The 17,897-nt window shown below is 42.6% G+C and carries 18 protein-coding genes and 1 pseudogene; 10 read left to right on the forward strand and 9 right to left on the reverse strand.

Translation table 11 applies throughout. The annotated features are described in order from the left end of the window. The first annotated feature begins 12 nt into the window (after positions 1-12). Positions 13-2,718 (forward strand): cyanophycin synthetase, encoded by a 2,706-nt coding sequence (cphA, locus tag H6G18_RS18550; RefSeq protein WP_190408593.1) that lies wholly within the window; start codon positions 13-15, stop codon positions 2,716-2,718. Positions 2,719-2,793: 75 nt separating this feature from the next. On the opposite strand, the gene tatA is transcribed toward cphA, so the two are convergent. From tatA to H6G18_RS18565, 3 genes are all read right to left on the reverse strand, one after another. After that, entirely contained in the window at positions 2,794-2,958 is a 165-nt protein-coding gene (tatA, locus tag H6G18_RS18555; RefSeq protein WP_277875612.1) for a twin-arginine translocase TatA/TatE family subunit, read from the reverse strand. A gap of 50 nt (positions 2,959-3,008) precedes the next feature. Then, on the reverse strand, positions 3,009-3,386 hold the full coding sequence (locus tag H6G18_RS18560; protein ID WP_242040405.1) for a transposase: 378 nt from the start codon (positions 3,384-3,386) through the stop codon (positions 3,009-3,011). A gap of 209 nt (positions 3,387-3,595) precedes the next feature. Then, positions 3,596-4,987, reverse strand: coding sequence for a serine/threonine protein kinase (locus H6G18_RS18565; RefSeq protein ID WP_190408576.1), 1,392 nt, complete (start codon positions 4,985-4,987; stop codon positions 3,596-3,598). A 94-nt stretch (positions 4,988-5,081) separates the two neighbouring features. Here H6G18_RS18565 and cbiT point away from each other — a divergent pair, with 94 nt between their 5' ends. Both cbiT and H6G18_RS18575 read left to right on the forward strand, forming a co-directional pair. Next, positions 5,082-5,684: a precorrin-6Y C5,15-methyltransferase subunit CbiT gene (cbiT, locus tag H6G18_RS18570; protein ID WP_190408577.1), complete on the forward strand. Its 603-nt coding sequence runs from the start codon at positions 5,082-5,084 to the stop codon at positions 5,682-5,684. A 197-nt stretch (positions 5,685-5,881) separates the two neighbouring features. Then, the gene (locus H6G18_RS18575) at positions 5,882-6,769 is read left to right on the forward strand and encodes a phosphatidate cytidylyltransferase (protein WP_190408578.1); all 888 of its coding nucleotides are present in this window, start codon (positions 5,882-5,884) and stop codon (positions 6,767-6,769) included. Between the two features lie 86 nt (positions 6,770-6,855). On the opposite strand, the gene H6G18_RS18580 is transcribed toward H6G18_RS18575, so the two are convergent. After that, positions 6,856-7,569: an LmeA family phospholipid-binding protein gene (locus H6G18_RS18580; RefSeq protein WP_190408579.1), complete on the reverse strand. Its 714-nt coding sequence runs from the start codon at positions 7,567-7,569 to the stop codon at positions 6,856-6,858. A 144-nt stretch (positions 7,570-7,713) separates the two neighbouring features. Between H6G18_RS18580 and H6G18_RS18585 the strand changes: the two genes are divergently transcribed. Then, on the forward strand, positions 7,714-8,502 hold the full coding sequence (locus H6G18_RS18585) for a pseudouridine synthase (RefSeq protein ID WP_190408580.1): 789 nt from the start codon (positions 7,714-7,716) through the stop codon (positions 8,500-8,502). Positions 8,503-8,587: 85 nt separating this feature from the next. Then, entirely contained in the window at positions 8,588-9,412 is an 825-nt protein-coding gene (locus H6G18_RS18590; protein ID WP_190408581.1) for a helix-turn-helix domain-containing protein, read from the forward strand. Between the two features lie 103 nt (positions 9,413-9,515). Here H6G18_RS18590 and malQ read toward each other — a convergent pair whose 3' ends face one another. After that, the gene (gene malQ / locus H6G18_RS18595; protein WP_190408582.1) at positions 9,516-11,024 is read right to left on the reverse strand and encodes a 4-alpha-glucanotransferase; all 1,509 of its coding nucleotides are present in this window, start codon (positions 11,022-11,024) and stop codon (positions 9,516-9,518) included. A 187-nt stretch (positions 11,025-11,211) separates the two neighbouring features. Between malQ and H6G18_RS18600 the strand changes: the two genes are divergently transcribed. Further along, complete coding sequence (locus tag H6G18_RS18600; protein ID WP_190408583.1) at positions 11,212-11,649, forward strand: NUDIX domain-containing protein; 438 nt, start codon at positions 11,212-11,214, stop codon at positions 11,647-11,649. Positions 11,650-11,667: 18 nt separating this feature from the next. Continuing rightward, entirely contained in the window at positions 11,668-12,066 is a 399-nt protein-coding gene (locus tag H6G18_RS18605) for a RidA family protein (RefSeq protein WP_190408584.1), read from the forward strand. Positions 12,067-12,119: 53 nt separating this feature from the next. Here the strand turns inward: H6G18_RS18605 and H6G18_RS18610 are convergent, their stop codons facing one another. Next, on the reverse strand, positions 12,120-13,484 hold the full coding sequence (locus H6G18_RS18610; RefSeq protein WP_190408585.1) for a cysteine desulfurase-like protein: 1,365 nt from the start codon (positions 13,482-13,484) through the stop codon (positions 12,120-12,122). A 265-nt stretch (positions 13,485-13,749) separates the two neighbouring features. On the opposite strand from H6G18_RS18610, the gene H6G18_RS18615 reads away from it, so the two are divergent. Then, positions 13,750-14,793, forward strand: coding sequence for an aromatic ring-hydroxylating dioxygenase subunit alpha (locus tag H6G18_RS18615; protein ID WP_190408586.1), 1,044 nt, complete (start codon positions 13,750-13,752; stop codon positions 14,791-14,793). A gap of 128 nt (positions 14,794-14,921) precedes the next feature. Here H6G18_RS18615 and H6G18_RS18620 read toward each other — a convergent pair whose 3' ends face one another. Together H6G18_RS18620 and H6G18_RS18625 are read right to left on the reverse strand one after the other, a co-directional pair. Beyond that, complete coding sequence (locus H6G18_RS18620) at positions 14,922-15,371, reverse strand: HNH endonuclease (RefSeq protein ID WP_190408587.1); 450 nt, start codon at positions 15,369-15,371, stop codon at positions 14,922-14,924. Next, complete coding sequence (locus H6G18_RS18625) at positions 15,368-15,607, reverse strand: hypothetical protein (protein WP_096648910.1); 240 nt, start codon at positions 15,605-15,607, stop codon at positions 15,368-15,370. Before H6G18_RS18625 ends, H6G18_RS18620 begins: the two co-directional genes overlap by 4 nt. 169 nt (positions 15,608-15,776) lie before the next feature. On the opposite strand from H6G18_RS18625, the gene moaA reads away from it, so the two are divergent. Both moaA and H6G18_RS18635 read left to right on the forward strand, forming a co-directional pair. Next, on the forward strand, positions 15,777-16,763 hold the full coding sequence (gene moaA / locus H6G18_RS18630; protein ID WP_190408588.1) for a GTP 3',8-cyclase MoaA: 987 nt from the start codon (positions 15,777-15,779) through the stop codon (positions 16,761-16,763). Between the two features lie 34 nt (positions 16,764-16,797). Further along, on the forward strand, positions 16,798-17,466 hold the full coding sequence (locus H6G18_RS18635; RefSeq protein WP_190408589.1) for a Uma2 family endonuclease: 669 nt from the start codon (positions 16,798-16,800) through the stop codon (positions 17,464-17,466). A gap of 338 nt (positions 17,467-17,804) precedes the next feature. Here H6G18_RS18635 and H6G18_RS25355 read toward each other — a convergent pair. Further along, a pseudogene (locus tag H6G18_RS25355) lies at positions 17,805-17,897 on the reverse strand (IS982 family transposase); the annotation flags it as partial.

Consider the following 17,897-nt stretch of genomic DNA (forward strand, 5'->3'; position numbering starts at 1 on the left):
CTACCTATTCCCATGAGAATCCTCAAGATCCAGACCTTACGCGGCCCAAACTACTGGAGCATTCGACGCCACAAACTGATCGTCATGCGCCTCGATTTAGAAACCCTTGCCGAGACGCCATCAAATGAAATCCCCGGATTTTATGAAGGATTAGTAGAGGCGCTGCCAAGTCTGGAGGGTCATTATTGCTCGCCTGGCTGTCATGGTGGTTTTTTGATGAGAGTGCGAGAAGGCACCATGATGGGTCATATCGTGGAACACGTAGCCCTAGAACTCCAAGAGTTAGCGGGAATGCACGTGGGCTTTGGTCGTACCCGTGAAACTTCCACACCCGGAATTTATCAGGTAGTAATCGAGTATTTAAACGAGGAAGCGGGACGCTATGCTGGACGAGCAGCTGTCAGGTTGTGCCAAAGCATTGTAGATCGCGGTCGATACCCCAAGGCAGAACTAGAGCAAGATATACAAGACCTGAAAGATTTATGGCGTGATGCTTCCCTGGGCCCCTCCACCGAAGCAATTGTCAAAGAAGCAGAGAAACGCGGTATCCCTTGGATGCAACTAGGCGCACGCTTTTTGATTCAGCTAGGCTATGGCGTGAATCACAAGCGGATGCAAGCCACCATGACCGATAAAACCGGCATTTTAGGCGTAGAACTAGCTTGCGATAAAGAAGCAACCAAACGCATCCTAGCCGCATCTGGTGTACCAGTACCCAGGGGTACAGTCATTAATTTCTTGGATGATTTGGAAGAAGCCATCGAATATGTTGGTGGTTATCCAATTGTGATTAAGCCGCTAGATGGCAATCATGGACGCGGTATCACTATTGATATTAGAAGTTGGGAAGAGTCTGAAGCCGCTTACGAAGCAGCCAGACAGGTTTCCCGGTCAATCATTGTTGAAAGGTATTACGTTGGGCGCGACCACAGGGTACTAGTGGTAGATGGTAAAGTCGTGGCCGTTGCCGAACGTGTACCCGCTCATGTGATTGGGAATGGCCGATCTACCATTGCCGAACTAATCGAAGAAACAAACCTTGACCCCAACCGTGGCGACGGACATGATAAAGTCCTCACCAAAATAGAACTAGACCGCACCAGCTACCAGCTACTGGAAAGGGCCGGTTATACACTCAACAGCGTGCCGCCAAAAGGCACGATTTGTTATTTAAGGGCAACTGCTAACTTAAGTACAGGTGGTACTGCTGTAGATAGAACAGACGAAATTCACCCGGAAAACGTCTGGTTAGCCCAAAGGGTAGTCAAAATTATTGGCTTAGATATCGCCGGACTAGATATAGTCACCACAGACATTAGCCGTCCCCTAAGGGAACTAGATGGTGTAATTGTCGAAGTGAATGCTGCTCCCGGCTTTAGAATGCACGTAGCCCCCAGCCAAGGCATTCCCCGCAACGTTGCCGGCGCAGTTATGGATATGCTATTCCCCAATGAACAATCCAGCCGCATCCCTATCCTCAGCGTCACCGGGACTAACGGTAAAACCACAACTACCCGCTTGTTGGCACATATTTATAAGCAAACAGGTAAAGTTGTTGGTTATACAACTACAGATGGCACATATATCGGTGATTACTTAGTAGAAACAGGTGATAATACCGGGCCTCAAAGCGCTCATTTGATTTTACAAGACCCAACGGTAGAGGTGGCAGTCTTAGAAACAGCCCGTGGGGGTATTTTACGCTCTGGCTTGGGCTTTGAAGCTGCAAATGTAGGTGTCGTGTTAAATGTTGCTGCCGACCACTTAGGGATCGGTGACATCGATACCATCGATCAGTTAGCTAACCTGAAGAGCGTGGTGGCAGAAGCAGTATATCCTGATGGCTATGCGGTTTTAAATGCCGACGATCGCCGAGTGGCAGCAATGGCAGAAAAAACCAAAGCCAATATTGCCTACTTCACCATGAACCCCGATTCGGAATTGGTGCGGAAGCACATCCAAAAGGGCGGAGTAGCAGCCGTCTATGAAAATGGCTATCTGTCAATCGTCAAAGGCGACTGGACACACCGCATCGAAAGGGCAGAACAAATCCCCTTGACAATGGGTGGACGCGCACCATTTATGATTGCTAACGCCTTAGCGGCTAGTTTGGCTGCTTTTGTGCAGAACGTCTCAATTGAGCAAATTCGCGCTGGCTTAAAGACCTTTCGGGCTTCCGTGAGTCAAACGCCAGGACGGATGAACTTATTTAATTTGGGGAATTATCATGCTTTAGTCGATTACGCACACAACCCAGCCAGTTACGAAGCTGTGGGTGCATTTGTGCGTAACTGGACGAATGGACAACGGATTGGCGTAATCGGTGGGCCAGGCGATCGCCGTGACGAAGATTTTGTCACCTTAGGCAAACTAGCAGCCGAAATATTTGATTATATCATCGTCAAAGAAGATGACGACACTAGAGGTAGAGCCAGGGGTTCAGCCTCCGAGTTGATCACCAAAGGCATCACCCAAGTTAAACCAGATGCTCGTTATGAGTCAATTCTGGACGAAACCCAAGCAATTAACAAAGGCTTGGATATGGCTCCCGCTAATGGTCTGGTTGTCATCTTACCAGAAAGCGTCAACCGCGCTATTAAGTTAATTAAACTGCGCGGTTTAGTCAAAGAGGAGATACAGCAACAAAATCCCTCAACAACCGTTATAGATAACCAAAATGGCGTAGCATCTTCTTCAGTAATTAATACTTTGCTGTAGTCGATAGTAGAGATGTGATGATCCGCATCTCCACTATTGACCGTTGCTGAATCTTCTAATGGGAAATTTTTATTTTTATTCTTCCGGGTTGGTATCCTCACTAGGAGTTTTCAACTCCTCCTTAAAACCCCTCAGGGTTTTACCTAGTGCGCTTCCCAGTTCGGGAATTTTTTTTGGGCCGAATATTACCACAGCTACGACGACGATTATCGCCACTTCTGGCCATCCTAGTCCGAACAACATATACAGTTCCTCTAAAGTATCTTAATTAACTTTGACAACTCCCCAGCCTAAAGGCGTGGGGATTCTTCCTTCACAGAAAAACGCCTTGTAAAAGCAGTGCCTTTACTTGGTCTTACTCTTTCTCCAGAAGCGGTAGCGAGATGCCCTCCCGCCAAAAGTCGTAAACCTTCATCTCTGATATTCACCGCAGCGTTAATATCTCTATCATGTATCGTTTGACATTTGGAACACTGCCAAATACGAATATCTAAATTGAGGCTATCTACTTGGTGCAAACAGTTACTACAAGTTTTGGAACTGGGGAAAAATCTATCTAATTCAATATATATTTTTCCTTCCCATTCTGCCTTGTATTTCAACATGGTACAAAATTGACCCCAAGCAGCATCACTGATTGATTTAGCTAGGTTGTGGTTTTTTACCATGTTTTACCGCCCTGCTTTTGTGGAAAGCTGAGTTTGATTTTTTAAACGCAGGGAGCGCAAAGGGACGCAGAGGTTTGAGGAAATTGTGGCATCTTTTATCATAAAATCAATGCTTCCAGACCCTTACGTCTATACATAGTATCAGTTGAGTCGGGGTTTAAATCCCCAACTCCAACTGTCTTTAATTTTGAATTTTGAATTTTGAATTGTTAATCTCGTTGGATTGGGAGGTTGAGCCAATCGCTTAATTCATGGGCTAACCATTCTAGTTCTGCTTCTGATTGAATTACGGTGGTATCACCAAGCTGATATTTTCGGACTCCAGCCCAAATCTCTAATTGTGCTGATACTTGAGTTTTATCGCCACTAGAATCTTTGGTTAAATGTTTTGGCGTATAAACTAGCTTGGTAATATTTTTCCTGGCTGAAGGTTTAGGGCGATTGTATTTAAAGCCAAATAATTCATAAGTCAATTTAATTTGTTTGTTATTCAAAATTAGTCGAATATTGCCAAATAAACTGAGGAGAAAAGTATAAGCCATAAAATAGCCAGCACCCCAAAAAGGCAGGGAGAATAAAGCAAAGGGGATGTTGATAGGAAATGGTGCCGAGAGTGCGCCTATTGTCCAAAATAGAATAAAGGAATTCCAGGCGATCGCAAATAATCCCATAAATACCATTGATGGCTGAAAACCAAGGGGGGGGATCAGTATCTCTAGAGAATCCCCATCTTTTGTGAGTTGAATTTTGCTCTCGGCTGGTTGACTGACAACTAATTTACTAGCATTGGCTAACTGTGGCTGTACCAAAGTCTTGAGTGCTTCCTGTGCTGAACTAAAGCGTTTTTCTAAACTGGGTTCAATCATCGATTTTAACCAGTTTGTCAACCCAGGACTGAGATGAGTGATTGATTCAAATTGAATACGAAAATCTTTTTGGGGTAAATCTGCTGGGTGAGTACCTGTAACTAAATAAATTAACGTCGCTCCTAAACTATAAAGATCAGATGCTGTCACGGTACGTCCACCAAACTGTTCTGGTGGCATATAACCGTAGGTTCCCACAACAGTCCTTGTCCCGCCTTCTGTACCCAAGGCTGTCTGTACTGAACCAAAATCTACCAAGTAAACTTGACCGACATTATTGCCAGAGCGCTCTCCCAACAAAATATTGCTAGGCTTAATATCACGGTGAATTACAGGCGGATACAACCCGTGTAGATAGATGAGAATCTCTAAAAGTGCTGTAGCTATTTGCTTAATGTCAGATTCGCTAAAGCTACGCCCAGATTGTAAGTATTGCTCTAAAGTTTGGGACGGGATATAACTCTGTACAAGGGCAAACCCTTTGATAGTAGGTGAATTTACCTCAAAATAGTCCAAATAGCAGGGAATCATGGGATTAGACAAAGACTTGAGGGTTTCAGCTTCACGCTCAAACAGCTTGAGATCGTCCCATTCAAAGTCACTACTAAAAGCCAGCAACTTGACAATTACTAACTCACCAGTGACAACATCTTTAGCGAGTAGTGTTCGCCGCCCTGCTTTTTTTCCTAATACCTGTCGAATCTCGTAGCGAGTGTTAAAAATTTCTCCAAGCATAATAATTGCTTATAACGCTACGTTGTCAAAAGTCCCATAGATTATAGCTTGCCTAATTAAACAAACTAATACACCTAATATATTGTATATTTCTATGCCTTCCCAACTTTGGCCTTACGTTACCCCTGGTATTCCCGATGAATTCTTTGAGCATTTACCGGGTATCCCCCTCACCCAGCGAGAAATTAGGCTGTTGTTGATTTCTCAGCTACGTTTAGAACCTGATTCAGTTTTATGGGACATTGGCGCAGGAACAGGTACAATTCCTGTGGAAGTGGGGCTACTATGTCCAAAAGGGCAAATTATTGCTGTGGAACGAGATGAAGAAGTAGCTAATTTAATTAAGCGCAATTGCGATCGCTTTAGTGTCAAAAATGTGGAAATTGTCGAGGGTAGCGCCCCAGAATGTTTACATAATATTAAGGTTGCCCCTCATCGGGTTTGTATTGAGGGAGGACGACCCATCCAAGATATTTTGCAAGCAGTGTGGCAGTATTTACCATCATCAGGCAGAATCATTGCTACAGCACCTAATCTCGAAAGCCTGTATGCTATTTCCCAGAGCTTTTCTCAGTTACAGGCGAGAAATATTGAAGTCGTTCAATCTGCGGTCAATCGCCTAGAAACGCGGGGATTTTCCCAAACCTTTGCCGCAGTTGATCCCATTTTTATCCTCAGTGGTGAGAAACTAGACTAGGAACAAAGCAATTCAAAATGAAAAAACCTGGTCATGGTAATCATTCTAGCTTTAGGGATAACGCAAATTAAAAGTCATTTAGCTGAGGAAAAAGCGGAATAAAAACTCGCTCATTCCTTATACTCAGTCAGAAATACCCAATTTTAATTACAAATTACGAATTAGTAATTACCCAATCCCCAACCCCAAATACTTCTATGCCTTGGTCTCGGATTATAAGTGGAATTGTTGCGATCGCGCTTGCTTTAGTTGCTGTCCTGTTGGGGGGTTGGTATTTTACCATCATGTTGGCAGTTGTCGTTTTTTTGGGACAACAGGAATATTTTGATTTAGTACGCACTAGAGGCATTTTGCCAGCCGCAAAAACTACCATATTCCTCAGTCAAGTTTTACTGGTTACTTGCACTTTGGATAGCAATTTAGTCGATGCTGTCATGCCCATTGCTGGTACGTTTATTTGTTTTTACTTGCTATTTCAACCAAAAATGGCCACAATCGCCGATGTTTCCGCATCGATTATGGGGCTGTTTTATGTAGGTTATTTGCCGAGTTATTGGGTGCGATTACGAGCTATTGGCAGCACCACCGTCAGTAATTTACCTTTGGGTGGCTACTGGCCAGCAAGTTGGACTGATATTCTCGAAGAAAGAAATTTTGCCTCTATACCACAGGGATTCAAGATCACTGTACTAACTTTCTTGTGCATCTGGGCAGCAGACATTGGTGCATACACTATCGGTAAATTCTTCGGTAAAACTAGACTATCTGATATTAGTCCTAAGAAAACTGTTGAAGGTGCAGTCTTTGGGATCAGTGCGAGTCTAGCCGTAGCCCTGGCTGGCGCTTATTACCTTCACTTACCCAAATTTCTTTTGACTGGTATAATTTTAGGCTTACTCATTGGCTTGGCTAGTCTTTTAGGTGATCTCACTGAGTCAATGCTAAAGCGTGATGCTGGAGTTAAGGACTCTGGGCAGTTGATCCCCGGTCATGGTGGCATCTTAGACCGCACCGATAGCTATATCTTTACTGCTCCTTTGGTTTACTATTTTGTCACCCTGATTTTGCCATTACTTGGTCAATAGTCAGTTGTCAGTTGTCAGTTGTCAGTTGTCAGTTGTCGATTTTCTTTCCCCTGTTCCCCTGCTTCCCCTGTTCCCCTGCTTCCCGATCACGGATTGACATTGACTTGTCCACGACAAACTAACTGTCCGGGGATCAGCTTCAGTTCTTGAATATCGACATCTGAGCCAAGATCCACATTGTGGGAATCGCTACCTTCTAATAGTGTGATTTGGTTTTGTTTGACTTGGATTTGAGATAATTGCAATTCATGCCCACTGAGCAATTCTAAGTGTAAGCAAATTTCCAGGGGTATAGGTTCACTTGTAGATGTTAGGATAGCGTTCAGTTTTATTTGCTGATGGTCTAGAATAATTTTTTGCCAAAGAATAGGCTTGGATTTTGACCAGTATTCTGGTAAAAGTTTATCCAGTACATCATTTAAAGCAGTCGATAATAACTCAGAGGAGAGGGAACTATTCAAATCCGTCTCGTCTACTGTTAACTCACCACTTACCGATACCACTTGTAATAATTGCAGTGGTTGACCCTTAAGTACTTGACCTATGTTGACTTTAATATTCTCTGCTGCGAGTTTAATTTGTGTAATATGGAGGTCTTGGTAGATGGCATGACTAGCAAATATGGAAACCCAGGGAATGCAACCGGAGAGAAGTTGGCGATCGCTAGCTTTAATTTCTACTTCCAGATCAGATACTTGGCTGACTTGCGATCGCAACCACAGTTTTAAAGCTGTGGTCAGCACATTTGTAATGATGCGGATTTTGTTTAAACCTCTTTTCTGGGTGTTATTCTCTGGCATTTAACCACTCTACTGATGGGTATTTGCGGGGTAATCAACCGAAATTTAAATAAGTCTTAACTGTAACATTTATGGCTAATATCTACAAAATGCCAATATTATGATTATTGTTTAAACCCTTAAAGTATTATCCGTAATTTTTACATGGAGGATAGGTTACAAAAAGTTCTTTCTCAATGGGGTATTGCCTCTCGTCGGGAGGCAGAAGAAATGATTCGGCGATCGCGGGTGCGAATCAATGGTACATTGGCTCAATTAGGTCAAAAAGTTGACCCTCAAAGAGATATAATTACAGTAGATGGTAAGTCAGTATCTGCTCAAGAACATCCTCATCTAACATACTTATTATTAAACAAACCCACCGGAGTAGTTTCTACTTGCTACGATCCCCAGGGTAGAAAGACTGTGTTAGATTTATTGTCAGAAGAATTACGCAAGGGTTTGGGTCTTCATCCAGTTGGTCGCCTAGACGCAGATTCTACAGGAGCATTAATACTGACAAATGATGGAGATTTGACGTTCAGGTTGACTCATCCAAGTCACAGTATTCCCAAGACTTATCAAGTTTTAGTTAAAGGTCATCCCCCTGAAGCAGTGCTACAAATGTGGCGGTGGGGTGTGCTGTTAGATGGGAGAAAAACCCGTCCAGCCAAGGTAAGCTTGCTAGAAAGTCTTGGTAATAAAACTCGTTTAGAAATCGTTTTGCAGGAGGGACGCAATCGCCAAATTCGCCGTGTAGCAGAACAATTGGGATATCCGGTAATTAAATTACACCGCACTGCGATTGGTTCAATTCAATTACAAACACCAAAAAAACCCTTATTACGTGAAGGAAATTATCGGTTTCTTCAGGATGACGAAATTTGCGGTTTGCAAGAGCAGGTAAAGCATATCCCTATCAAATCAGTCAACATTAAAAATCTCCAGCCATAAAGACGGTTAGTTGATAAATTTTGACTGAAAATTAAGACTTAATTCTATTAAAAGATTCAGCTGAGGTAAGGAGTTTAGACAAGTCATGAAATGGCTAAAAAGAAAGCAGGATGCGCAACCACAACTTTCCGTAGAGCAACAAAGAGCCGAAAAAATAGCAGAGTTAGGCGCTCAATTATGGGCTTCCCGACAAGAACGGGGTTTATCTTTAGAAGAAATGGTCGCCATGACCAAAATTCCCCGACGATTGTTGCAAGCAATTGAAGAAGGTAATCTCAATGATTTGCCAGAACCAATCTATATTCAAGGTTTAATTAGACAATTTGCGGATGCAGTCGGCTTTAATGGTGCAGAATTTGCAAGCAATTTCCCTGTTGCTTCCGAGCAAATGAAACTTCAGCCTGTAGGCGAACCTAAATCAATTGGTCTATTACGTCCTATACATCTTTATTTACTTTACATATTTGTCATTATCTGCTCTGTTAGTGGGTTGTCTCAATTATTGAATAATGCCGAGTTGAGGGCAAATAATAACGAGAGTACACCAGTAATAGGTCAAGGAACTGTAGTCAACTCTCAAGAGAAGTTAATCAAAACTGAACCTGTAAGCGATGACCGAGCGTCGATAGGAGACCATCATAGTAGAGACAAAAGTAATCAATCAGTACAGATTGGTGTCACCCTCAAAGCATCATCGTGGATTCGTGTAGTAGCTGACGGTAAAACAGAATTTGAGGGGACTTTACCAGAAGGTACTCATCGAGTTTGGAAAGCCGAAGAACAACTAACAGTAAAAACCAACAATGCAGGTGGTGTGCTGATGAGTGTCAATCAGCAAGCAGCCAAAGAAATGGGACAACTAGGTGAAGAGGAAGAAATTAAGATTGCTGCTGCTAAACCTGGATTGTAGAAGAGGTATAAGGGTATGGGGGTATAGGGGTATAGCTATTAAATCTACACCCCTACACCCTTAAACCCCCACACTCTAAATTACGAATTACAAATTAATTCCTCTATCTTCCATGAGGGGCGCGACCGTAGAGTTTGGTTAGAGTCTTAAGGCGATCGCTTAATTCATCTGTTAAAGCTGAGGAATCATAGCGCCACGCCCAATTTCCTGTAGCAATGCTAGGGAAATTCATTCGCGCCTCATTACCCAAACCCAAAATATCCTGCAAGGGAAGAATCGCTTGATTAGCTATGGAACCCAACGCCAAGCGAATTAAATCCCAGTGGATACCTTCAGGACTAACACAACCCAAATAAAGTAATAGATTTTGTTTCTCGTAGTCATTGGCTTGGTTGAACCAACCTACTGTTGTGTCATTATCGTGAGTCCCCGTGTAAACCACAAAATTACGGGTGTAATTGAAAGGTAAAAATGGATTACCAGGGTCAGAACCAAAAGCAAACTGCAAAACCTTCATCCCTGGAAATTCGTACTTGTCTCGTAGTGCTTCTACTTCTGGTGTGATCACTCCTAAATCTTCTGCTAAGACAGGTAATTTACCCAGTTTTTGCTTAATTGCATCGAATAGTTCCTCTCCTGGTGCTGTCACCCACTCACCATTCATAGCTGTTTCCTCTCCTTGGGGTACAGTCCAGAAAGCTTCAAACCCCCGGAAGTGGTCGATGCGAATCACATCAACGTAATCCAGCATCGCTTCAAAACGCTGCACCCACCACTCAAAGTCTTGTTTTTGCAATTCCTCCCAGTTGTAAACCGGGTTGCCCCACAACTGACCAGTAGCACTAAAATAATCTGGTGGAACACCCGCCATGAGTGCAACTTCTCCCGTTTCTTCATCTAGGCAAAATATTTCAGGATTCGCCCAAACATCAGCACTATCATGGGCTACGTAAATTGGAATATCACCGATAATTTCTATCCCCCGCATATTGGCGTAAGTCTTCAACTCTGACCACTCGCGGAAAAATTCATACTGAATGAACTTATAATAGAAAATCTCATCGGTCATCTGACGCTGTACCTTCTCCAAGGCTTCTGGTTCACGCTGCGCCAGTGCTGGTTCCCAAGTGTGCCAACTAGCGCCATCTTGGGTATCTTTCAGCGCCATAAATAAGGCATAATCATCTAACCAATAGGCTTTAGTTTCACAAAACCCCGCAAATTCTTTCTGCTGTAAGGCTGATGCTTTAGTTTTAAAATTTTCACAAGCTTTCTTGAGGAGTTGAATCTTAATTGATGCAACCTGCTCATAATCAACTTTTTCGGTGGGAAGGTTTGGTAAATCAACTAAGTCAGCTTCAGTTAGTAAACCTTCGTTGAGTAATTGTTCTGGGCTAATTAGCAGATGATTTCCCGCTAATGCTGAGTAACACATATAAGGAGAATTACCGTAACCTGTCGGCCCCAAGGGTAATACTTGCCAAAATTGCTGATAGCTTTTTTCGAGGAAATCAATAAACTTGTAGGCTTCTAAGCCTAAATCCCCGATACCAAATTGACTAGGAAACGAGGTAGGATGCAGTAGAACACCGCTTGATCTAATAAAAGGCATATTTTACTTTCAATACAGCAAGAAGCGATGGTGCAAGCGCCCATCACAAGTGATCGCATCGAATCTATCACGCCAAGACCACCTTGGAAAGCTATCGGTAGATAGGGGAATGGGAAGAAGCAGGGGAGCAGGGAGCAGGGAGCAGGGGAGTAGGGAGAAGAGAACTGTTAACTAATGACTAATGACTATGAATTACAGAAATCCTGCACCTACGGTTGATATCATCATTGAGTTGATAGACAGACCACATAGACCGATAGTATTAATTGAGCGACATAATCAGCCTTTGGGTTGGGCGCTTCCTGGGGGTTTTGTGGATTATGGGGAAGCTGTGGAAGTAGCGGCGCAACGGGAAGCGGAAGAAGAAACGGGTTTGCAGGTGGAATTAGTTGAGCAGTTTTTGGTGTATTCTGACCCTAGTCGAGACCCTCGTCAGCATACCATTAGTGTTGTGTTTTTGGCGACAGCGACAGGAGAACCCAAAGCGGGAGATGATGCTAAAGGTGTAGGCATTTTTGAGCCTTGGCTTGTACCTAATAATTTATGTTTTGACCACGATCGCATTTTGCGGGATTATTGGCGTTATCGCCATTATGGGATTCGTCCCAGATTGGGTTTTGAGTAACGCACCGCAGAGGAAACCATGACACATCAAGTTATTCGTACTGATAAAGCACCTGCACCAGTGGGGCCTTATAATCAAGCGATCGCTGCTTCTGGTAAATTATTATTTGTAGCTGGACAAATTGCCATCGATCCCCGATTGGGTGATGTTGTCTATACTGATGATGTAAAAAAGCAAACTGAGCAAGTATTCGCTAATTTGGAAGCTATCTTGACAGCAGCAGGTGTGACTTTTAAAAACGTGGTCAAAACTAGCGTATTCTTGGCTGATATGAATGACTTTGCAGATGTAAATGCAGTTTACGCTAAGTATTTTGACGAAGCCACAGCGCCGGCTCGTGCTTGTGTAGAGGTGTCGCGGTTGCCAAAAGATGTATTAGTAGAAATTGAATGTATTGCTGTTATTCCTGAAAAATAGTGAAATTTCTAGATCCCCTGTAAAAAATAGGGGATCTTATCTTTCTATTAATTCTAATGATGCTCAATTTCTTTTAAAGCTTGCAGTAATTGCAAAATCTCTTCTACTGAATTGTAATGTACTAGCCCAAGGCGCAATAAGCCGCCACTGGCTTCTACACCTAGTTTCTCAGTGAGGCTCAAGGCATAAAAGTTACCATGCCAGGAGAAAATACCGCGATCGCCTAATTCTTTTGCAAGAGTTTCTGGACTTTTACCTTGGAGTCGAATTGCTACTGTTGGTGTTCGCCAAGCAAAACGATTGGGGTCTGTGATGCCATATATAGTTAATCCAGGAATTTCTTGCAAGCCGGAAATCAGCTTATGGCTCAATTCTCGTTCATATTGCTGAATGGCTGACATGGCTGCAACTAGAGCCGCCCGGCGACTGTGATAAGCTGATGCCAGAGTGGATGATGGTTGTTCTGGTGATGTTAAAAACCGGGGACAATGGAAGTGTTCTAAGCCTTCCTTATCAGCCTCGATCAACGTAGAAACCAACTCATCGTCTATTGTTGGCGAGACATGACAACCTAATTTTGCCAAATAGTTAATCGCCGCTACCACACCCGCCAGTCCTTCAAAGTTCAGGGTTCCGGTTTCCCAACGGGATGGAACTTCATCGGGGGCTGGTTTGACTTTATAAGGTTGCAGATTTGCAAGATATTCTCGCTTACCATACAAAATTCCTACGTGGGGGCCGAAGAATTTGTATGCAGAACAGGCGAGAAAGTCGCATCCCAAAGCATGAACATTAATCGGCCCATGAGGAGCATAATGAACTGCATCGACAAACACCAAAGCGCCTACAGCATGGGCTAGTTTGACGATGGTGGCGATATCGTTGATTGTCCCGACAGCGTTGGAAGCATAAGTGACTGCTACTAACTTGGTGCGGGGGTTAATCTGTTGTTCTAAATCGCTTATATCTAAGGTGCAATCATCAATTTTGACATCGACAACGCGAATAATTGCACCTTGTTCTGCCAAAGCATACCAGGAAGAAACATTAGCCGAGTGGTCTAGCCGTGTAACGATAATTTCATCACCAGGTTTGATTGTGCGTCCAATAGCGCGACTCAAGGTAAAGGTGAGGGTCGTCATGTTAGCGCCGAAAACCACCTCATCACTATGACAACCCAAAAAATCAGCGATCGCTGTTCTAGCTGCGATAATTAAAGCATCTGTCCGCGCACTGGTAGCAAAATACCCGTGAGCATTGGCATTTGACCTCACTAAATAGTCACTGATAGCATCGAGAACAGAACCCGGTACTTGTGTTCCACCGGGGCCATCAAAGAATATGGCTGGTTGTCCGTTAATTTTTTGTGTAAGTGCTGGAAACTGAGCGCGTATCCATTTTAGGTCTAAAGCTTCCATATAAAACTCCTGATATTCAAAATTATGAGTAATGAGTAATGAGTAATGAGTAATGAGTAATGAGTAAATACTCCTGCTCCCTTGCTCCCCTGCCTCCTCTGCTCCCCTGCTTTTTTCTACGTTGGTCATACTTGTAAAGAGAACAAAAGATGTAATATCTTGTGTGATAAGAAATATGGGGGTGTAAGAGAAATTAACTAATGACTAATGACTAATGACTAATGTAACAAATTCACTTTTATAGCCGAAAAGGATGCCTTAAACTATGTCCTCTCTGTCTCAAATTGTGCCTGTACGTGATGTTCGTCAGTTGGGTATTAATCTTAATCATTGGTATGTAATTGCACGTAGTGATGAAGTCACGAATAAGCCTTTGGGTGTGACACTTTGGCATCAGGCGATCGCACTGTATCGAGACAAAGAAGGACAAATTCACGCCCTAGAAGACCGTTGTCCCCACCGTCAAGTTAAACTTAGTCACGGTCAAGTCATCGGTAATGAATTAGAATGTGCTTATCATGGTTGGCGCTTCAATCATCATGGTGAATGTGCATCTGTTCCATACTTAGCAGAGAATCAAAAAATACCAAACTGCACAATTCGCCGTTACCCAGTCAAAGAACAAGACGGTTTTATTTGGTTATTTCCTGGTGATGGAGAACCATCTGTAGAGCCTCTGGGTTTACCAGAATGGGATCATTTGAATTACATTGCTTCAGTTGCCATTATTAACTGTCAGGCTCATTATTCTTATTTAATTGAAAACCTGATGGATATGTATCACGGACATTTACATGAAGATTTACAAGCTTGGGCAGAAGCAGAATTACAAGACATCAAAGAATCAAGCGATCGTGTAGACGCTCATTATCAAGCCCAAAGCTATTACAAAATAGATAAAATTTGGTCTATTTCGCAATTATTTTTCCCGGCTTTACGACGCTTACATCCTGAACCTTTAGATGTGAGTTACATCTATCCCCATTGGATGTCTACCTTGGGAAAAGATTTTAAAATTTATTGTTTATTGTGTCCGATAAATGAAACTCAAACAAAAGCTTATTTAATTCATTTCACATCTCTAAACGCTTTTTGGCGCTTGCATAAATTACCTATATGGTTTCGACGATTTATCAAAGATAGTTTGTTTGGTGCAGCCCAAAAATTTCTTGATGGTTTAGTTGTTAAAGATGTACAGATGATTGAAGAAGAACAGCAAGCTTATTTACAAAATCCCCAAAGACGCAATTATGAGTTGAATCGAGCTTTAGTTAGTGTACAAAGATTGATGAAAAATCAAGCATCATAAAATGAGAACATAGGATTTAAAGCCTACCTAGAAGCTTATATCTAAAGTGAGTTTGACAGTTTGAAAAAAGCATCAAAAAAGCCGAAACTTGAAAAAGAAAAAATTAAAGGAATCATAGCTAAACTACCTTATATTTTTCGCAGGTCTTCATCCGGTGGATGCCAACCGCCTTTGATCCAAAGACGGCGCGCTTTGACAATCGACCCCTCATTATGACGTTCATCATTTAAATCTAAACTATTACAAGTAGCCCGTCCGGTGGAAGTAAGCCCAATAATTTTTAGACCATCTTCTGACCAAATAAAGTGGTCATGCCACTTTTGCTGGCGTGGATTAAATAGAGGTATGATTTCTCCTGTATTTGGGTCAATTCCAGTCGTGAAGTTATAACGATACCCGTTACAACGCTGACAAGCTAACGCTAGGTTATCAGGGGCATCTGAACCGCCGAGAGATTGAGGCATGATGTGGTCAATTGAAAATAGCGCAGCACTTGCTTCTTCAGAAGAATGACAGTATTCACAAAGAAATTTAGCTCTTGCTCGGACTAATTTTTTGGTGACATCATTGATGGTCATGATTCTGAGATAATCTTGGCATTGAGCAAGGTAAAAATTCTATCAAGTTCTAATATTCCTGCCAATTCCGCGTCTTCCTCTGAGGTTAGTAATCCGGCTTTTTTCTTCTCAGATAGTTCTTCGAGTCGAGACTGTAATTCTTCAGTAAATTTAAATAAATATATATTCCTAACTTGACTTAGTTTGATTCCAGATTCTACCCAGAATGAGGGTTGGACCATCATTTGAGTAATCATAAGCTTCTGCTCTCGTTTAATTAAGCGGACTGGTGGTATTGTAACAACGAATCCTGTCTGCGTTGTTTGAGGATGAATATCGGAGTCATATTCTGAATTGTTGAAAAGATATCATAGAACTCTAATGTTGTAGATGCAACCGATCGCTCACAATAGAAATAAAACCACAATGACCCAGGTAGACTACCTCCGCATTAGCTTAATAGATCGCTGCAATTTCCGTTGTCAGTACTGTATGCCAGAGGGGTCAGAGCTAGACTATATCCTCAAGCAACAATTATTGACTGATGAGGAATTGCTCACTTTAGTTCAAGAAGTATTTATTCCTGTTGGTTTTAGTCGCTTTCGGTTGACTGGGGGAGAACCCTTACTACGTCCTCGTGTGGTGGATTTGGTCAAGGCGATCGCATCTTTCCCCCAAACGCAAGACCTCTCCATGACTACCAACGGCTTTTTACTCGCACCCATCGCCCAAAATCTCTACGATGCTGGTCTAAGGCGCATAAATATTAGTTTAGATTCCCTCGACCCCCACATATTTGACCAAATTATCGGCAATCGCGGACGTTCTCAGTGGCAAAAAGTCTGGGATGGGATTCAAGCAGCCCATCGTGTCGGCTTCGATCCGTTGAAATTAAATGTAGTTGTAATTCCTGGTGTCAACGACCATGAAATTTTAGATTTAGCCGCCTTAAGTATTGATAAACAATGGCACATCCGGTTTATTGAATTTATGCCCATTGGTAACGGAGAATTATTTGGCGATCGCGGTTGGATATCCTCCGCCGAATTACGCCAAAAAATCCGCGATCGCTGGGGTTTGACAGAATCTCAAGTTCGTGGAGCTGGCCCGGCGGATGTCTTCCAAATCCCTGGAGCCAAGGGTACTCTAGGATTTATTAGTCAAATGTCAGAATGTTTTTGCGATCGCTGTAACCGGATGCGCTTGAGTGCTGATGGTTGGTTACGTCCTTGCTTATTAAACGAAACTGGTCAACTTGACTTAAAAACCGCTTTACGTAATGGTATCAGCACCCACCAGTTACGAGAACAGGTTAGAGATTTATTAGCAATCAAACCAGAAATTAACTATAAAGGACGCGACTCAGGTACGACAGGAGTCTACAGCCGCACCATGTCACAAATTGGGGGATAAGCATAGACAATATGATTAAACCGGAGAGATGACAATGGTCAACAGCCTTAAAGAACTAATTGATGAGCCAGAGTTACATCGTCATGACGACTCAGAGGAAAGGTTTATCAGCAGTGGGGTGAGTTGGGAAAACTATGAATCCCTACTAGCCAAACTAGAAAACAACTCTCATTACCGTGTTACTTATTTAGATGAAATATTAGAGATAGTGTCGCCATCAATTAGACATGAAAAAATCAAAACGAATTTAGGTATGCTGTTAGAGCGTTTCTTCTACAGCAAGCGCATTCGTTTTGTGCCGATGGGAAGTTCTACTTTTAAAAACAAAGCCAAAAAAGCAGGTGCAGAACCAGATGAGTGTTACTGCATAGGTGAAGAGAAAAAAGTACCGGACTTAGCCATCGAAGTAGTTGTTACTAGCGGCAGTATCAACAAACTAGAAATTTACCGCAGACTAGGAGTTACAGAAGTCTGGTTTTGGCAGAAAAACCAGTTTAAGTTGTACCATCTGCGGAACAATTCCCAGAATGAGCAAGCCACTGTTTACCCTGAAACTTATGGGTATGAGCTGATAGTCACAAGTAAGATACTGCCAGAATTAGACATTTCTTTGCTAGAGCAATGCCTTTCTATTTCCGATTCCATTCAAGCTGTTGATGAATTTGAACAGGGATTGAAAGCAGCTGACGAGCTAAACAAATAACCTTTTTAAGTGATGAGTTCGATAAATTCGGAAGAACCCCTCTCCAAACCTCTCCCCGACGCGGGGAGAGGCTTAAAACCTTGATTATTTGGTACTCAGTTATAGATTTTCAGCCCCTTCCCTACAAGGGAAGGGGTTGGGGTTAGGTTCCGTCGAACTCACGTTAACTAGGTAATTAGGCTAGGTAAGTAGAGTAATACATTGTGTTACTCTACTGCTTAACGCTACACCATGCTTAAAACATTGGCGACTGGATAGCAGATATATTCCAGATAAACGACAACTGAATGGTGATTGGACGTGGTAGGTTTAGAGAATTAACTTACGTCTAATGTGAATTAAAGAGAATGAGACTGGAAGGTGAGAACATCAATACCAAAAAGGCGGCGAAGCAATTTGCGTAGTGTGTGAGAGGCGATTTTGGCAGCAAT

Source organism: Anabaena subtropica FACHB-260 (assembly GCF_014697105.1).
Classification (GTDB): Bacteria; Cyanobacteriota; Cyanobacteriia; order Cyanobacteriales; family Nostocaceae; genus Trichormus; species Trichormus subtropicus.